Raw genomic sequence first — 19,689 nt, forward strand, 5'->3', positions numbered from 1 at the left:
TTGATCAAATATATATGAAACAAAAGGGATTAATATTTTTAATTTTACAATTATTTGTACTTCAACTTCAAGATATCAAAGCTTCAGTTAGCACAAATTCATCATTTACATCAGAAGATCTTAGTATGCTAGATGAATCCGTTCTTGAGACATTAAAAAGTTTAAGCAAACTTCAGGAAAAAATCAACAAATTCAGCGATAACGAATCAAAATTAAAATCAAATCCAGAAGATTTGTTTCCTATCGAAGAAGAGTTTAATGACTTTAATACATTTTTTATCGATAACTTAGATAATAAAAAATTAAGAAAAGAATTTTCCAAATTATTTAAACAAGTAATCTCAAACAACAGTAAATTATCTATAAACCAAAGGAATAAAAATTCTAGAAAGAAGATTAAGCAGGGTAAAATATCACGTAGGCCTAAAAAAATTCAAACTGGTTTCGATGATACATGAATCGTAGAATATAACAATAAATTTAATAATATAAATACTTCTATTATTAAAAAAAATTTATTAGATTTATTTTTTAAATTATTTTTAAAATTTGATATCAATAAAAAAACCCTAATCGATGACGAACCTTTTTTACTTTTTGAACAATTAATTAATCAATATCAAAATATTGATGATCGTAATGTTAACGATGATGTTAAAAAATTATTCAAAGAAATAAAACAAAAAATAACCGAAACAAAAGCGCAAGGAAATCCTCATCAAAGAGCAGAGTTTCTTTATCATTATTTTGATCAGCACAATGAACATAGTGGGCAGGGCACTGCTCAGTTTTTACACTTTTTAAATATGGTTTCAGATTTATATAAATCATCTGATGCAAGAATATTTAATAATTTATTTGATTCTTTAAAACCTAAATTGAATAAAGATGAAGTGTCACAAATTATTACTTTTTTCAAAACCAATATCAAAAAAACTTCAGATTTTAATCAAAACAAAAAGCTTTCATCTATTTTAGAAACTGCTGATAAAAAACCGATTTATATTAATATATTTCATAGCCAGAATACAAGGGAAATTTTTCCTTATTACAATTGGACACAAGATTTTTTAGAATATCTAAAACAAAATTATATAAGAGAAGTTGATGGTTCTGGAGAAAGTAAAAACCCAAATTTTACTCCATCTATAATTGTTAGACAAGGCACTAACCATAGTCATGTTGAGCGTTATTTAAAGAAACCAAATGAAAACCAAATTTTTATAATTTTAGATAATGATTTTTATGAAGAATTTAAAAAATATTCAAATCAAGATAATTTTGTCGTTCGTTATTTCACACATCTAGATAACTATAAGGAATTTTTTTATTCCTTAATTAATTCAGTTATTAAAGGGAATGCTTTAAACAAGTATCTTAATCCTTTAAAAGCTGCTAATAATGATGGTGATTATTATTCTGATTATCTAGCAATGGTTAATGGGCAAGATCCATGATTTGTTCAAGTTTTGGAACAATTTGTAAATAATTATGATGAATCTAAGCAACCAAGAATTTCAGATGTAATAATGCCTGATTATAAGGAAACTATAGATGAACAATTTTATTTAAATTGGATAAAATATTTTATTTTTGTATCATATTTTGGTAATTTACCAAATAATAATCAAAAATTGTATTTTTGGTTATTGCAGCATTTTTATAAAAGTAATTTAAATTCTTTCGATTTAGCTGTCCAACGTTTTGTTATGTTGTATCTGTCAGAAGATGCAAGTAAGAAACAGCAAATTATGATTAACTTTGATAAAATTATTCAGAATCTTCCAAAACTACAATTTATAAACAGTCATATTGCGCAAATTCCAGAAAGAATAGCAAATAGTATTTTTAATGATTGAAAAGCGCCTATTCATTTATCACAATTAAAAAAATATTCTAGTATTTTTAAAGATTCTATCAATTTTGTTATTAATAAAGAATATGAGAAGACAATGTTTTTTTTAACTTCTTTGAAAAATGCATCTTGAGTTCCTGATGTTAATAATCAAGATACCTTTATAAAGAACTTAGATAAGTTTTTTGTTGAATATGCAGAATTTTACGATACAGTATATAGTTATTTTGAATTTATGGAATTGGAAAAAAAACAACCTCTAAATGCATTATCTATATCAAGTTACATTGAACAAAAAATTTCTATTCATAATCAGTATACGATTGATTTATTGGAATTATTAGTAGTTTTATATACCACTTTAAAAGGACAGTTAAATTATTTATCCAATTTTACTTTTTTTCAACGCGCAGATACAAATTTTTTTCCTGACCAAAATTCAAAATACCACTTTGTCTTTTCATCGCTTGAAGAAATAAAGAAAAAAATGACTGCTACATTAGACAACAATATTTCTAGTTTTTCTCAATTATCTACATTTTTAAAAACAGAGTTTACTTCAAACTCAGAGAATGGAGAATACTTAAAAAGAAGATGGGATAATCTTTTAACTTCTAACGATTTTCTTTTAGAACCATCAGCAAAAATCCTTATAGCACAAGGGACACCGTTAAATGACGGTAAGTATAATGTTATTTTAAGAAAGGTTAATAGTAATAATATTACAGCTTTAACTAACAAAAAAAATGAAATTAAAAGATTAAGCAATCAAAAAAAACTTTTTTCTAATTTTTCTGAACTTCAATCTTTTATTACAACTGATTTTCCGTATTATCTTCAAAAATTTAACACTTTCTATTTAGAATGGTTCACTGCATACAAAACTATGTTTGCAAATTTATTTACCTTATATCGATGAACTGAACCTAATCTTTCAGAGTCAGAGTGAGAAGATAATATTTATTTTGGATTATTTTATAACACAACAATAAATAAAAAAGACGAAAATTTAGATGATAATATTAATCAATGACAGATATGATTAAAAAGGGTTGGCGGGTTTACGATTACTAATTATTCTGGTTTTAATAATGATATAAAATCGTTTTTCAATTTCATCGAAGATAATAATTTAACTTTTGATAAATTACTTTTATTTGATAAAAATAGATCAAACTACACTTCATTAAAACTTTTTTATCTTAATGGTTTTAAAAAAGGTTTAAGATATATATTAGATTATTTAAAACAAATTATATATAGTGATACGCTTTACAGCGATAAAAACGATCCGTTAAAAAATTGATTTAATGATTATTGAATAAGCAAACAACTTCAAGATAAAGATTATGATGATATTTTTTCTTCTTCAAAATTAGATGATTATTTAAATAACCGTAATGATAAATTTTTATACAACCCTCATAATCGGATAATTGAATTATTTGATCCTGTGATGGTTAATTTATTTGAGTCATCAATCAAAGAAAAATTTGTCCTCCCTAGAAGGTGAGGTAATAATAACGTTAAGTTTTTAAGTTTTCTTTCGTTAATGACAAAAAATGAATTACAGAAATTAACCAGTTTTGGACCAAAAGAAGTATTAAATGTTTCTAAATATGAATATTTTAAAGATGAAGTAGATAAAATTCTTTCTATTCAATCAGAATATAAAAACAGATTTATCGAGCATACTAAAAAATATTATCAGGATTTTTATTACAGCAAAGATTTCCTAGGATATGATTATTTTTACTATAAGGATTTACTTCTTTTCTTTATTGAAAAATTAAACACATACGAAAAAGTATCTGCTGGAAAAGAAGCATCAATTGGTTATATGCTAGATAGTCTAGATCGCTTTAAAACCGATTTTGCAAAAAACCAAACTTTTGACCCAATTAAAGAATTTTTTAAATTAATCCCAGGGATTACATCAAAAGATGAATTGAGTAAGTTTCTATCTGATTGACAGATAAAATTACATCAACTTCATATTTATTTTTGAAAAATAGTTGATACTTTACATTTTAAAAGCGATACCAAAGATAGTCTTGCTTTTATAAATCTTAGAAATAACATCTCTGATTTGATTAATAAACATACTTCAACCAAACAAAACCCATATTTTACTTCACCTCCTCAAGATCGTATCAGATATCTAAATCCGACCCTTGATGAATCTAAAAACTATTTTAAACGAACCTTTCTTGAATTTAATTTAGAATACAATAAAATGATGGTTGAAAAAATTAATTCTTTCTATCAATATGTAGTTAAGATTAGAAATACCTGAAAAGAAGAAGAATTATTCAAAAATCAAGATTATTTTGGCTTTTATGATGATCAATTTACGCAAAAATTAAAAAGAAATAACCAAAACTGATGATTTACTGGAGATCAATATTTACCAAAAAAAATTGATGATATTTTAAAAAGATTCGAAAACTTATTAAAAAAATTAAAGAATGAAGATCGTGTTCTTGATGGGTATAAATTTAAAAAATCAGAATATATAGAACTATTTAAAAATACAAATTTCCAAGCATCAACGATAATTCAAGACATTCATCAATTGATGCAATCAATCGGAGATCAAAAATACTCCGTTGGATCATTGTATCTAATATTTGATCAATTTAATAATAAAAATTCATTGTTTCTGAAAATGCTCCAGACTCAAGGTTTAGCAAAGAATAAATATATTAGTGGCTTAAGTCAATATTATGTTATTCCTGATGGACGGAATGCTAATCCTGTTAATTTAAGAATTTACCAAGGATTAGGATATGATGATTTTGATCCTAATAATTCTTATAATCAAAGAAATTTAATTAATCAAATAAAATCAAAAAATTTTTATTCTGATTTAAAAATTTATGATCAAGATGAACAAGAATTTAATAATTTTATTCAATTTCAAATCAAAAAATTAAAAGAACATATTGATGAAATAAAATTAAATTTTATTGATTCAGAAAATGCTTATTTTGGTTTAGGGTATGATAAGAAAAAAGAATTAAACTTTAAATTTAACTTTAATTTTGATGCAACCGATATTCTTAATACATTACATAACTTTATTAGCGATTATCCATCTTTAAAAAATAAATCTAATAGCAGAGTATTAACTGGGAAAAATTATTTAAATCATGCTTACAACACCGCTTCAACCATATACGATGTATCAAGAAATTCTTTCGATCCTTTTGAAGTTTTAAATAATTTTATCTTAGAACAAAAAAAAGTCTTTTTAGCTGATTTAAATAATTTTTATAACAGTTGTTTAAAAAATAAAAGATATAGTATTTTTAGATTTAAAGATGATACTTTAAAATATCCAGTTTTAGATTTTCATAAAATGAAATTTTTCATTGATAATTGAAATGGTTTAAGAAACTCAAATAAACTTTTATTGAACGGCAAAAATGTTCTAGCTTATGATTTCTTAGCAGCTTTTTATAAAAATCAATCTGATTTTGAAAACGAACAATCTGATTTAATCAATAAAGATAATATTCCTTATCAACATATTTTTTTCAAGAAAAAAGAAGGAATTTTTGGTTTAGATAGATTAGCACCACACATTAACTCTAAAGTATCCAAAAACTCCGTTTTCAACAACAAAACGACAACCACTTATGACAATTATATTGATCGTGATAAATGAGATAAGTTAAATGTTATGTCATTTAAACGAATTGAAGTTAATAATCGTGTCTTTTTTTCATTATTAAATTTTTATGGGTATGCGATTGTTATTGAAACAAGTCCTAACTTAACTGCAAATCAATTTCAACAATATTTACAAAACAATAGTTTAACTCCAATTAACATTAAATATGGTATATTGTATAAACCAAGTTTAGGAGACCCAAGAATTGGGGTTAAACAAATTAGTAATCAAAATTTCAAAGTGTCCAAAACAGTTATTGAATTTGAATTTGAAGCTAATAATTTAAAAACTTTTCATCGTTTTCAACTTCATGATGATATAAAAAGTTTATATTCTTTTGAAAATGATTCTAAATTAAAGAATTTATTTTTTAAACATCAAACCTTCGGAATAATGGATGTTCCTTATCCTGCCCTTATTGCTTATAGTAAACGTGACATTAACAGCGATTATAAAGTTAATTCGATAGTTATTCCTAACCGATGTGATGAATCTAGAACAGTTAATCAAAAAGTATATGATACATTTGGGTCAAATGTTTCTAATAAAATCTTTAATGAGGGAAGTATTTACACTATCCAATTTTTAAATAATCCAACATTAAAAGAATTGAAATCAGTTAATAATACTAGCACAAGAACCTTTTATTCACATTTTTACCAACAAATTCTTGGAGAAAAAATATTAAATATTATTGTTTCTGCTCAAAACCCGAATAAACCGATTATTGAGCAAGATGTGATAGCATTAGACTTGTTACAATTTTCAAATTTAAATAATAAAATTCCTTTTGATAAATTAACTTATGAAGAAATTAATTCTTTATTGCCAGATATTTTAAAAGCAGATATCCCCGATGATATTGCTTCTAAATTTCCAGCGTGAGCGATATATTTATTAAGTTGCATCGGAGGGGGTTTATTAGCAGTTCCATCACTTTGATTTTTTCAAAAAAGGGTAAGAACCAAATTATTGTATAAATCAAAAATTTCAAAAATTGATAATATGATTTTAAAACGTAAAACCGGTTCTTCAGCAACTCAAAAGGTAAATAAGAAATCGATGACCCTTCAAGATTTAGTTAAAAGAAAACAAGCAATTAAGAAAAACCGTAAACCTTAACCAAAAACATCTAAAAAAAACTAAAAATTAAGGATTAAGATTCATTTGATATTTAGTCGCTTTTTTAAAACTTCTGGAGATTTTTGCAGGTTTATTTCTTTTAAAATCTCTTTTAGTTTCACTTCATTTTAGATTAGGATAATCATTTTTAATTTTTTCTCAATCAACAGTGAAAAATGGTGATATATATGATCAAATAATAGTAGAACGATAGTTAGTAATTTTTATTCCTAAAAAAATAAAAACAAACGTAAGAACTATGAATGATATGGTTGAAATAGATGTTAAAACGGCTGATGCCGTAATAAGCGAATAATAGAAATATAGATATGAAAAGTGACCAATTAATATTTTTGTCTTAAGACAATCGGTTTTATTTAAATTATTGATAATATTTTTTTGATAAAAAAAACTATTAAAAACAGAAATACTTTGAACAGTTGAAAGAAAATCAATTAAAATTAATCCAACAATCAAAAAATAAACAATTCAAAATCGCATAAATATTTTATTTTCTTTTCATATTTTTTTACTAACATCGCAAGTTACTACATTTATAAAAAAAATAATAGTAAGTAAAATACATTCAGATCATGCAAAATAACTTAAAAAAATACTGTCCGTATTTTTTAATATTTGCGTATGATTAAATCAACTTAATACAATGCTTTCGTTGCTTATTAAAAGAAAAACCATTAAAAAGAGCAAAAGAGAACTGATAAATAACAGTTTTGCTGTTTTTTTTCAATAATAAGGTGAGATTAATTCTAATCTTTTCGTTAAAATTATCGGTAGGTTTCTATTTCTTCAATATCTATCTTTAAAACATTTATCTTTCATATCTAATGTAGTGGTAATTAAAATAATTTTTTAAAATTTGTTTTTTTTTAAAAGAATTTATAATTATCTAACTTGATATTTAAAAAATTTACTTTATTTATTAGTTAATATTTTTTAATTTTTAACTAAAAATAGTAAGTTTATTTTTTATAACTTAAAAAACTTTAATGTCTCCTCGATCATCTAATTTAAATAATCCCAAGTTTAATAATAATTATTCTAAAACATTTAAATTTGCTTTTGCTTGTATTTTTACTTCCTTAGCAGTCGTTTTTAATTTCATAACAATACCATATATTCCGTATGCTTTTCCGTTAAATTTGAATTTTTCTTTAGTAGCACTTTTAATAATTCAATACTATTGTGGATTTGTTTTGTGGATTCCGTCTTTTGCAACTTATATAATTTTAAGTTGTGTTTTTTCTTCATTTCATATCGGTGGAATGGTCGGAGTTTTAGCTTGGTTTTGCGCTTTTTTTGTTTATCAATTATTATTTGAGTTTTTTTTAAGAATTAAATTTATATCATTTTCAACTATACAACTTAAAAATTTGATTTTTGATATTATAAGTTTTACTTTAATCACACTAATTACTTCTCTTTGAATGGTTCTTGCTAATTATCTTTTTTTACTGTATCTTTGAGGAATTGAATGAAAAGGTAGTTTTTTTGGTTATTTATTCGGTTTTAATTTAATTCAATTTGCAGTTATATCGACTTTTAGTTTTTTATTTATTGTCCTTTTTGCTCGAATTTTATCTAAAAACTTTTAAAGTTTATCATAAATTAAAATAAATTGTAAATCAAATCTGAAATTTTCTTTATTATTTCAATAAAGGATGTTAAATATTTTTTATTTTTAAGTCTTTTAAAGATTTTCAAAATTTAGGAAAAGTAAATTGAATTTTTTTGATCATCATCTTTATATTTTAAATACTTAGTAGATTAGGGCATAGGGATAAAAGATTAAATGTTTTATTTAAAAATTAATCTTTATCTATTTTTTATTTTTTAATTTTTTTTGATTTTTATCGTTAATATAATTCAATTCAGATATGTAGATGAAAATGTATGAATAATTTTTTGATAGTTGTTCATTCTATTTTTATATTAAAAATGAGCTAAATATAGGTCATGAGACATCATAAGATAACAAAATTAGAAAGAATTAATCAAAAAATAAAGACTTAGATTATGATAAAAAAGAAAAACAAACTTTTAAAAATGTTACTTTCTTCAGGAACGGTTCTGCTTTTAACATTAGTTAGTTTTGCAGGTTGTGGATCAAGCCATTCTCTTTCTCCTCCGAAAAATAAAGATATTATTAACCAATTAAATAACATTTTTAACAAAGGATTACAGGGTCAAAAGGGTGGATCAATAAAAATAAATCCATTATTTAATGTTTATGGCAAAGATGTTTCTGCTTTAGAATCTTTAGCTTCTAGTGGTGCGGAAGTAAATAATGGGGATATGAATATATCAGCTACAGAAGTAATATGAAGTAATAGTTTTATTTTAGAGAATAATGTTATTGATGAACAGGCATCCGTATTATTAACTGACCATAAAATTTACGAACCAACAAAAAAAACTTTTAATACTTCGCAAACCCAACAAAATCCACTAAATTACGCTAATAATTTTATCATAGATATAGATTATCAAACTAACGGATCTGATAACATTACAAAAATTAACAAATTTCCAGATTATATGAAAGATCCTTTGTATGATCAAGTGAATGGAAACATGATCACAACATCAAGTATTAATAAGAACTCACAATTCCCAGACGGTTTACCAACAGGACCATTAAGGACAAACCAACAGTACGAGGGGCATTACAAGCCTGATCCAACGAAATCTAATACAGGTGAAAAAAATGGTTTTATTTTTCTTGACACAAGGACTTCTTTGGAGAAAGATGTTCCTAATGGAGGTTATTATTCACTTCCCAATGAAGTATATACCTTTGTTCTTGATTCAGATGATGTTCCTAACATGCATACTGTATCTCAACAATCAGATTCAACGATTCGTAGTTCTGTACTTTTACCAATTAAGCTTGGATATACCTCTAACTTAAAAGTTTCTTCTTATAAAGGGCTAGCTCAATCTGAAGGGTCAACAATTTATGCTATCAATGCAGATGAATTGACTTTTGCGTCTTTATTTTTAGCTGAACAATCAGGACCTACATTTGATTCATTAGTTTCTGCTGGTAAAAACCCTGGGTTTATAGAAGACGAACCTTACTCTTCATTATCATTTAAAGTTTTAGGACTTAAATTTCATGCATTGAAGAACGATTCATTTCTTGGATATTCAGTAGAGAATGTGGTAGAAATCAAATAGTTTTATACACATTCTAAAACATTAATAATTTATTTATAAAATTTTTATCTTTTAATTTCTTTAAAATTTCATTATCTAATTTAAATTAATTTTATAAGATGAATTAGGCAATTCAATTAAATGCTTTCTTAGTCGAACTATTATTTTCCTCATTATTTTTGATTAAAACATCCTTTTAATTTTATCTCCAACTATATATTTTTGTTTTTTGAACCATTATTTTCTTCTATAAAACATTTTTTCCTAAGTTTTCACAACCTTTATAAACATTCTTTTTGAAGCAGTTAATAATAGGAATATTTTTTTAAAAAAATTTATCATTTAATGTTTTTTTTAATTTTATTCGTATATATACTAAACCAAGTCAGACGGGGTTTTGAAAAAATAGGGCATTAAATTTAATTCCAATATATTTTATTTGAAACCAAAACTATAAGACAAGTTGAAAAAAATACAATTTTATAGATATTAAAATAATAAAATAGATGAAAGTTATATATAAAGATGAAAAATAATAAACTTTTAAAAACGATCCTTTCAACAGGAACAATAGCATTGCTAACATTGGTTAGTTTTGCAGGATGTGGGCATAAAAAACCTCCTAAAATTACAACAGCAAAGGTTACACAAGAATTAAATAATTTGTTTCAAGAAGGCGGAGCTAAAGCATCACCAACCGGTAGTATTAAAGCAAATAAATTATTTAATCTTTATGATGAAGAAAAAGGTAATTTTAATACATTATTATCAGGTGGTGGTGTTCCAAATTTTAGTGTTCAAAATGATAACGATGTAATACTTATAAATAGCAAGAATATAGACGATGGAGGAGTTGACGTTCAAGCATCTGTAATTATTAATGATAACTCAAAAACAATCTCAAAACCAACAGCAAAAACTTTTGAAGATTCACGAAAAGCTAAAAAACCATTAGATTATGCTAATAATTTTATCATAGATATTGACTATACTATTGATTCATCAGGTAAAATTATTAAAATAAACGATTCAAGAAAAATAAAAGATCCTCTTTCTACTCAATATTACGGCGATATGATTACAACAACAAGGGTTGAAGGAAATGTAGGACCAATATTAGCCAACAAACAGTTTGAGTATCAAGATCACACTGGTGCTTCTTTTGATCCAGCATCAAAAGCTGATGAAGACAATAGCGAAAATTTAGCTCTTTTTGAAGATTCAAGAATAGAATTTGCTCAAAAAGGTCATGATGACCCTCTAGGTGCTTATTATTCACTTCCTAACGAATTATATAAACTTGGTCATGAAGCAAGCGATAAATACGAGACTGTAGTCCGAGAGCCTATAAAAACAATTTGCAGTTCTGATCTTTTATTAAAATTCGGATATAGCAAAAATTTAACATTCACTACGTACCAAGATTCAACTAGTGAGAAGCAAGGTACTGTTTACGGGATTAATGCTGCTTCAATGACTTTTGCCTCTTTATTTTTACAAGACACACAAAATAAAGATTCAGCTCCACTAATTTCTTATAAGGTTCCTGAACCTATCTTTAAAAATGAGTATAGGTTTGATTCATTAGCCTTTAAAATCAAAGGACTTAAATTTTATGGATCATCATCATCAGATCCATATCTTGGATATTTTGCAAATGAGATCAAAGCATTAACAACTAAATCATAGAAATTAGAACATAGATTTTTATTTTTAAAAAAAGTTATTATTTAATGATTTTTTTTAATTTTATTCGTATATATACTAAACCAAGTCGGATAAGTTTTGATAAAATAGGTTATCAAAATATAATTACGATGTGTTTATCTTAAAACATAAACATAAGACAAGTTGAAAAAAATACAATTTTATAGATATTAAAATAATAAAATAGATGAAAGTTATATATAAAGATGAAAAAAAATAAACTTTTAAAAACACTCCTTTCAACAGGAACAATAGCATTGCTAACATTGGTTAGTTTTGCAGGATGTGGGCATAAAAAACCACCAAAGCCAGCAGCAGGAAACGTTACACATGAATTAAATAATTTGTTTCAAGAAGGCGGAGCTAAAGCATCAGAAAGCGGTAGTATTCAAGTAAATAAATTATTTAATCTTTCTGATGAAGAAACAGGTAATTTGAAAAAATTATTATCAGGTGGTGGTGTTCCAAATTTTAGTGTTCAAAATGATAACGATGTAATACTTATAAATAGCAAGAATATAGGCGATGGTGAAGTTGATGTTCAAGCTTCAGTAGTTGTTAATGATGATTCAATAAAAGCACCAACACAATCAACTTTTAAGGAATCTGATAAAAACTATCCAAAGATTATGCCAATAATTTTATCATAGATATTGACTATACTATTGATTCATCAGGTAAAATTATTAAAATAAACGATTCAACCAAAATACAAGATCCTCTTTCTACTCAATATTACGGCGATATGATTACAGAAGCGGCGATTACAGGAAGTACGAGAGGACCAATACTACCTAACCAACACTTTGCTTTTGATCAGCCTAATAATGGACTTTTCGATCCAAGCAAAAAAGCTGATTCTTCAAATAACAACCCGATTTTTGCTCTTTTTAATGATTCAAGAATATCATTATCGACATGGAATATTCATGGCGTTGATCCTAGTAAAGATAGCCCTAAGGGTGGTTATTATTCACTTCCTAACGCATTATATAGACTTGGGCATAGTCCAACAAAGAAGGATTTCCATACCGTAGTCTCAGATAATAAGGAAAAAATTGAACATTCTAATCTTGTATTAAAGTTTGGATATAGTGAAAACTTATCATTTGTTAATTACCAAGATCCAACTAGCGGAGCAGAAGGTTCTGTTTATGGAATTCAGGCTGATTCAATGACTTTTGCTGATTTATTTTTAAAGACGGACAAAGTAAAGATTTAGCTCCAATAATTTCTTGCATTGATGAACCTAGCTTTAAAAATAAGTATAGGTTTGATTCATTAGCCTTTAAAATCGAAGGACTTAAATTTTATGGAACTTCAGATCCATATCTTGGATATTTTATAAAAGATATTAAGTCACTACCAAGTAAATAGTAAAAATTAAAAAATAGATTTTTATTTTAATTTAAAAAGACTGTAGAATTCTACAGTCTTTTTTTTAAAATTAAATCCTAAATATCTATTAAAAACCTTTATAAATATTCTTTTTTAAATAGGTAAATGATAATATTATTTTTTAAAAAAAAATTATTATTTAATGATTTTTTTTAATTTTATTCGTATATATACTAAACCAAGTCGGATGAGTTTTAGATAAAATAGGTGATTAAATTTTAATTACACATGTTTATTTGAAATAAAAACTACAAGACAAATTAAAAACATTAATATTAAAAAATCATGAAAACAATAAAAATCAAAAATAAATTTTTAAAATCACTCCTTTCAACAGGAACAGTTGCACTTTTAACATTAGTTAGCTTTGGGGGATGCGGATCTTCTCCTAAACATACTATACCATGAAAACCGATAACTCCAGATAAACATAATAAACCATGAACACCAATAGGTCCAGCTAAACATAATATACCGTGAACACCTGTAGGTCCTGCTGTAATGGTTAAAGTAGATCCTAAAAAAGAATTAAATAAGGCTTTTGATAAAGGTATTAAAAACACCACAACCAAAGGTAACATTCAAATTAATTCATTATTTAATGTTTCTAGCGCTGATATAGATGCTTTAAATGCTTTAGCTACGAAAGGAACAGCTGATTCTCATTTTTCAGTTGCTAATGTAATAGCTGATAGTTTTCAAGCCTTTAAAACTGGTGGAGCAGATGTTCAAGCTTCAGTAGTTGTTAATGATGATTCAATAAAAGCACCAACACAATCAACTTTTGCTCAATCAGAAAAAGACCAAAGAGCAGAAAATTATGCCAATAATTTTATCATAGATATTGACTATACACTTGATGCAACCGACACAATTGTAGCAATAAATGATTCAAGCAAAATACATGATCCATTTGCTAGTCAAGAATATGGTAATATGGTTACAACATTAAATAACAAAGGGGATAAAATAAATGTTAACAAAAATTTTGAAAAGACTCCTAAAGCCTTTGATCCATCACAACCAACCAATGATAATACTAATTCTAAACATTCTGCTCTTTTCAACGATTTAAGAATACAATCAAAAAACAAGGAACCTCGTGATAGTTATTATTCACTTCCTAACGAATTATCTACATTTGGACATAACAATACAGGTTCTGATATTCATACTATATATAGTGACCCCCTACAATTCATAAAAGAAGTTTCATCTCTTTTATTACAGTTTGGATATAGTAAAAACTTATCATTTATTAATTACCAAGATCCAACTAGTGACACGAAAAGTCCTGTTTATGGAATTAAGGCTGATTCAATGACTTTTGCTAAATTATTTGTAGAAAAAACTTTTGGTAGTAGAACATATGCTTCAATAATTTCTGTTGATTCTACCGGATTCTGATCAAACTTTAAATATAAAGATTTAGCTTTCAATGTTAATAATCTTACATTTTTAGGAGGTAATCCAAAAGATCCATATCTTGGATATTCTGTAAATGGTATTAGTGTAATTAAATAACGAATATAACTTACAGAAATTAGAAAATAAACTTTTTATTTTCATTTAAAAAGACTGCAGAAAACTGCAGTCTTTTTTTTAAAATTAAGTCTTAAATAATTTTTTTAAGACTTTATAAATATTCTTTTTTAAATAGGTAAATGATAATATTATTTTTTTAAAAAAAGATTATTATTTAATGTTTTTTTAATTTTATTCGTACATATAATACTAAACTTAGTCGGATAAGTTTTGATAAAATAGGTTATCAAAATTGAATTACAATATGTTTAGTTTAAAACATAAACTATAAGATTAATTAAGAAAAATTTTTAAATTCTATTTTATATTCAAAACCTAGGAATAAGTTTTTAAATCAGTTTTGAAACAATTTGAATTTTATTAATAGTTAGAATTTAAATACATTTTTATAGACATTAAAACAAAAACAAAAATATATGGGTTAAAGTTAAATTTTTTTTAATTTTATTCTTATATATAACACTAAACCAAGTCGGATGAGTTTTAGATAAAATAGGTGATTAAATTTAATTCCAATATCTTTTATTTGAAATAAAAACTACAAGACAAATTCAAAATATTTATATTAAAAAATCATGAAAATAACAATAAACAAAAATAAATTTTTAAAAACACTCCTTTCAACAGGAACAGCTGCACTTTTAACGTTAGTTAGTTTCGCAGGATGTGGAGTTAAACAATAGGTTAAAATCCCATGAACCACTGAAACCGATATTAAAAATCCAAGTTGAACACCTACAGTTGTTATTCCTTGCCCAAAAACTGAAGTAAATGTTACAAATGAATTAAATAACGCTTTTAAAAAAGGCATTAAAAGTAAATCTAAAAATAACATTCAAATTAATTCATTATTTAATGTTTCTAGTTCTGCTAAAGAAGCTTTAACTGCTTTTGCTACAAATGGAACAGCTTATGCGCATTTCACAGTTGCTCAGACAATAACTGATACTTTCGAATCATTATATGGTGGTGGAGCTGATGTTCAAGCTTCAGTACTTCTGAACGATAGCACAGTAAAAGATCCAAACCACGACACATTTTCAAACTCTTCATTAAGTGATTTATTAAATGTTGCTAATAAATTTATTATTGATATTGATTATACAGTGGACGCAAATGACACAGTTGTATCTATAAATAATTCAAGTAACTTAAAAGATCCGCTTTCTGATCAAGAACATGGTAATATGATCACAACTTCAAGTATTGATGATTCTGATTACCTTCCAGGAGGGAAAGACACAGGACCATTACTTGTCAATTCAAATTATAAATATGTCAAAGGCGAAGCATTTGATCCAACATCAAATAAAAACTTTGCTAAAGGAACTGCTCCTACAAATAATATTTTCACAGACACAAGAACATCTGCTAACGAAGATAACACACAGGGGGGGTATTTTTCACTTCCTAACGCTATATTTTCGCAAGTTACCAGTCATCCAGACGCTAAAGTTTTGATATATTCATTGCTTATCTACTTATCTACCTAGTGAGGTAGCCATAACAATCCAATCTAACCCAAACCTTCTATTAAAGATTGGAAATACTACAGGATTAAAGATTGTTTCAGGTCAGGTAATGCTCAATCTAAAGGACAAACAGTTTATGGTATAGATGCAAAAGATGTATCTTTCGGGGAACTTTTCATTTATGGTAAGGCCTATACTAAACCAGGAGTTCCTTTAACCAACGCATACGCTTCTTTTGTTACGGTTACGAAACCACTAAATACTTATATTTTTACAAAAACACCATATTTTTGGTATTCAAATTTTCAAATTAATGATGTTAAATTTAACATAAATGACTCTAAATCATACCTTGGATATTCAATTAGTGGATTAAGTGAAATTTCAGATTAAAAGTTTTTTAAAATAATTAATAATTAAATTAGTATTATTTATATATGGAGAAATTCTAGATATAGATAAACCTTGCAATTAAATAATATCTAATAATTGTTAATTGACACCAAATTTTAAAAGAAAAAGATCGTTTTATACGATCTTTTTTAGTAAAATAAGTTAATGAAATTAAATAAATTTGTTAACCAAAACACCAGTTTAAGTAGAAGGAAAGCCGATAATTTAGTATTAACCGGTCATGTTAAAGTGAACGATAAAATAGTTCGTCAACCTTATTATCATTTACAAAAAAATGATAAGGTTAAAGTTAACATAAATGATCAATTTTTTACTTTCATTTTTCCAGTTGAGAATAAAAAATACTACTACGCTTTTTACAAACCAAAAGGTTGTTTGATAACTTTAGAAAAAAACAACACTTTTACTACTTTAAAAGATTATTTAATTTCAAATAAAATTAAAGAAAACGTTTTTTATGTTGGAAGACTTGATTATAACTCAACTGGACTTTTACTTTTAACTAATGATGGAGAATTAGCAAATAAGATTTCACATCCAAGGAATGAAATAACAAAGGAATATTTTGTTAAAACGAGAAATAAAATTCCTAAAAATATTTTTAAAAAAATAGCAAAAGAAAAAATAATCATTAACAATGAAGTTTTTTCTAATCCATCTTTCAAAAATATTAATTATTTAACTTCTAGAAAAATGATAAAAACTGAATTTTCAATTATTATTAAAGAGGGTAAAAATCGCCATATTCATCGTTTATTTGAGCATTTTGGTTATCAAGTTATTTTAATTAAAAGAATTGCGATTGGTAATTTATATTTAAAAGATTTAAATCTTAAAAGGGGACAGATAAAAAAAATAGATAACGAAACAATTAATAAAGTTTTTGAGTAAATTATTTTTTTAATCTTTTTAATATTTACCAGTATATTTAATATTTCAAATCCAAAATAAACTTTATAAAAAGAAATATAATTACTTAAAAAGCATGGATAATTCTACAGAAAGCAGTGTATTTGATAGGACAGGACTTTACATTGCTTCAATTGATGAAGTAATAAGACTTTATAAAAAAAGTCTTAATTTTAATGAAAAGCATCTCAAATTAATTCAAGATGCTTGAGAGTTTTGTGTTTTTCATCATAAAAATCAATTAAGGGCTGATAATGTTACACCATATTATTTTCATCCCTTAACGGTAGCTTATTACATTGCTTCATGAGGGTTTGGGTATAAAACAATTATTGCAGCTTTATTTCATGATCTAGTTGAAGATGTTAACGTTGATATCAACGAAATAGAAAAAAAATTCGGATCAACAGTTGCATTTTTGGTTAAAACTGTTACTAAAATTAATGTTTACCCAGAAGAGTTAAAAAATAAAGCGATTGATGTTGAAGATGTTAATCTATATAAAATCATTTTAGGAATGGCCCAAGACTTTAGGGTTATTGTTATTAAATTAGCTGATAGATTACATAACATGCAAACTATTCAGTTTTTAAGTCGTCAAAAACAGGAAAGAATTGCTAAAAATACCCTTGAAATTTATGTTCCAATTGCAGTTAGAATTGGACTTCAAAAAACAGCAGATACTTTAAAAGATTTGATTTTTAAAGTTTTAAATCCAGTTGAATACAATAAAGTTAAAGAATTAGTTGCTCAAACTTTAGAAACACGAAAAAAAAACATTGAAAATTTAATCGATATTTTTAAAAAACTTTTAGATCAAAATAAGATTAAATATTTAGATATTTTTGGTCGACCTAAAACATTTTATTCTATTTATTGTAAAATGCAATCTAAATATCATAACTTTAATAATATTTATGATTTAGATGCGTTAAGAATTATCACTTACACAAAACAAGATTGTTATTTAATTCTTGGCGCTATTCATGAAAAATATATTCCGATTTTTTCACGTTTTAAAGATTTTGTCGCATCCCCAAAACCAAATATGTATCAATCATTACATACTTCTATCATGATCGATAAAAATATTATTGAAGTTCAAATCAGAACCAAAGAAATGGATGAAATCGCTGAATATGGAATCGCAGCCCATTGACTTTATAAAGAAGGCGATGATGGAAAGGCAAAAGATAGTATTAAGTTAAGTTTTTTTAAAAAATATATCGATTTTAGTTTTTTAGATGAAATGGAGGTTGAAGATGTTATTAAATTAATTAAAACCGAAGTTTTAAAATCTTTTATTTATGCAATTACCCCAAAGGGGGACACTTTTACCTTTCCAAAAGGCGCTACTGTCTTAGATTTTGCATACAGAATTCATTCTAAAATCGGCGATACAGCAATGGGCGGTTATGTTAATGGTTCTTATTGTCCCTTAAATTACCAACTAAAAACTGGTGATATCGTTGAGATTAAAACATCACCGCATGTTAAACCTGTAGAAGAATGATTGAAAAAAGTAAAAACATCATCTGCTATTTCAAAAATCAAAAAAACTTTAAATTTAATTAAAGTTTCAGAAAATGAGTTTTTAACCAACAAAGGTAAGAAAAAAATCTTAGCTTATCTTCATAAAAATCCAGAAGTTGAAAAAGCCTTTAATGATAAAAAACTTTTTAACCAAAAACTTCATTTATCTCACATTGGAACGCTTGATAAATTTTATTATGCTGTTGGAGTTGGTTCAGTTAACCATATTGCTTTCTTTAATGAATTGGTTTCAGATTATAAAAAATTTCAAGCACCATCTTCTGACATTAAAGACATTTTAAATCCACGGATAAAAAGCGCAGATAAACCTGAAGTTAAAAAAGAAGTTGAAAATAAAAGTTTTTTTGATTTTAAAAATATTGACAATCTAAAATATTCGATTGCAAAATGCTGTTTACCGATTCCATTTGATGAAATTATTGGGGTTATTTCAGCCAAACACGGGGTCGCTATTCATCATAAAGATTGTCATAACATTTCTGAATTAATTAAAGAAGATAATAAAATAATTCAAATTAATTGAGATAAAACGAATGTTATAGGAAAAAAATTTCCAACCAAAATTAAAATTGAATGTTTAGATAGGGCAAATCTTTTAAATGATATCGTTGTTATTTTGTCAAAAAGCAAAATTAATATTGAAAATATTTTCGGAAAGAAATATTTAAAAAATGTTTTTGTTATTAAATTGACTTTAAATCTGTCAAATAATGCTGAATTTGAAGATATTAAATCAAGATTAATGTCGAAAATAAAAGATATATATACAATTACAAGAATTGTAAATTAAAATTTATTTTTCCTATGTTATTTTAAAATAAAGTCATCAAATTAATTTTACAATCAAATCAAATTAATTT

Annotated in this window: 12 protein-coding genes; 10 read left to right on the forward strand and 2 right to left on the reverse strand. The window is 25.5% G+C overall.

What is annotated here, in order from left to right:
* Positions 1-14: 14 nt before the first annotated feature.
* Positions 15-6,653, forward strand: coding sequence for a hypothetical protein (locus JRW51_RS01750; RefSeq protein WP_250328460.1), 6,639 nt, complete (start codon positions 15-17; stop codon positions 6,651-6,653).
* Positions 6,654-6,680: 27 nt separating this feature from the next.
* Here the strand turns inward: JRW51_RS01750 and JRW51_RS01755 are convergent, their stop codons facing one another.
* Positions 6,681-7,493, reverse strand: coding sequence for a hypothetical protein (locus JRW51_RS01755; RefSeq protein WP_250328461.1), 813 nt, complete (start codon positions 7,491-7,493; stop codon positions 6,681-6,683).
* Positions 7,494-7,660: 167 nt separating this feature from the next.
* On the opposite strand from JRW51_RS01755, the gene JRW51_RS01760 reads away from it, so the two are divergent.
* The 6 genes from JRW51_RS01760 (at position 7,661) to JRW51_RS01785 (ending at position 14,459) form a co-directional block, all read left to right on the forward strand.
* The gene (locus JRW51_RS01760; RefSeq protein WP_250328462.1) at positions 7,661-8,266 is read left to right on the forward strand and encodes a hypothetical protein; all 606 of its coding nucleotides are present in this window, start codon (positions 7,661-7,663) and stop codon (positions 8,264-8,266) included.
* A gap of 421 nt (positions 8,267-8,687) precedes the next feature.
* Positions 8,688-9,851 (forward strand): hypothetical protein, encoded by a 1,164-nt coding sequence (locus JRW51_RS01765; RefSeq protein WP_250328463.1) that lies wholly within the window; start codon positions 8,688-8,690, stop codon positions 9,849-9,851.
* Positions 9,852-10,355: 504 nt separating this feature from the next.
* Positions 10,356-11,519 carry a hypothetical protein gene (locus tag JRW51_RS01770; protein WP_250328464.1) on the forward strand — a complete coding sequence of 388 codons (1,164 nt, stop codon included), beginning with the start codon at positions 10,356-10,358 and terminating at the stop codon, positions 11,517-11,519.
* A gap of 224 nt (positions 11,520-11,743) precedes the next feature.
* The gene (locus JRW51_RS01775) at positions 11,744-12,187 is read left to right on the forward strand and encodes a hypothetical protein (RefSeq protein ID WP_250328465.1); all 444 of its coding nucleotides are present in this window, start codon (positions 11,744-11,746) and stop codon (positions 12,185-12,187) included.
* A gap of 95 nt (positions 12,188-12,282) precedes the next feature.
* Positions 12,283-12,759, forward strand: a complete 477-nt coding sequence (locus JRW51_RS01780; protein ID WP_250328466.1) for a hypothetical protein — start codon at positions 12,283-12,285, stop codon at positions 12,757-12,759.
* A 461-nt stretch (positions 12,760-13,220) separates the two neighbouring features.
* Positions 13,221-14,459, forward strand: a complete 1,239-nt coding sequence (locus tag JRW51_RS01785) for a hypothetical protein (RefSeq protein WP_250328467.1) — start codon at positions 13,221-13,223, stop codon at positions 14,457-14,459.
* 586 nt (positions 14,460-15,045) lie between these two features.
* Here JRW51_RS01785 and JRW51_RS01790 read toward each other — a convergent pair.
* Positions 15,046-15,315 carry a hypothetical protein gene (locus JRW51_RS01790; RefSeq protein WP_250328468.1) on the reverse strand — a complete coding sequence of 90 codons (270 nt, stop codon included), beginning with the start codon at positions 15,313-15,315 and terminating at the stop codon, positions 15,046-15,048.
* Between the two features lie 271 nt (positions 15,316-15,586).
* On the opposite strand from JRW51_RS01790, the gene JRW51_RS01795 reads away from it, so the two are divergent.
* The 3 genes from JRW51_RS01795 to JRW51_RS01805 all read left to right on the forward strand — a co-directional run bounded on the left by JRW51_RS01795 (position 15,587) and on the right by JRW51_RS01805 (position 19,619).
* Positions 15,587-15,973, forward strand: a complete 387-nt coding sequence (locus tag JRW51_RS01795) for a hypothetical protein (protein WP_250328469.1) — start codon at positions 15,587-15,589, stop codon at positions 15,971-15,973.
* A 537-nt stretch (positions 15,974-16,510) separates the two neighbouring features.
* Positions 16,511-17,257, forward strand: coding sequence for a pseudouridine synthase (locus JRW51_RS01800; RefSeq protein ID WP_250328470.1), 747 nt, complete (start codon positions 16,511-16,513; stop codon positions 17,255-17,257).
* A 94-nt stretch (positions 17,258-17,351) separates the two neighbouring features.
* Positions 17,352-19,619, forward strand: a complete 2,268-nt coding sequence (locus JRW51_RS01805; RefSeq protein WP_250328471.1) for a RelA/SpoT family protein — start codon at positions 17,352-17,354, stop codon at positions 19,617-19,619.
* Positions 19,620-19,689 lie beyond the last annotated feature (70 nt).

The sequence above is a fragment of the Mycoplasma sp. SG1 genome (genome assembly GCF_023612375.1).
Classification (GTDB): Bacteria; Bacillota_I; Bacilli_A; order Mycoplasmatales; family SG1; genus SG1.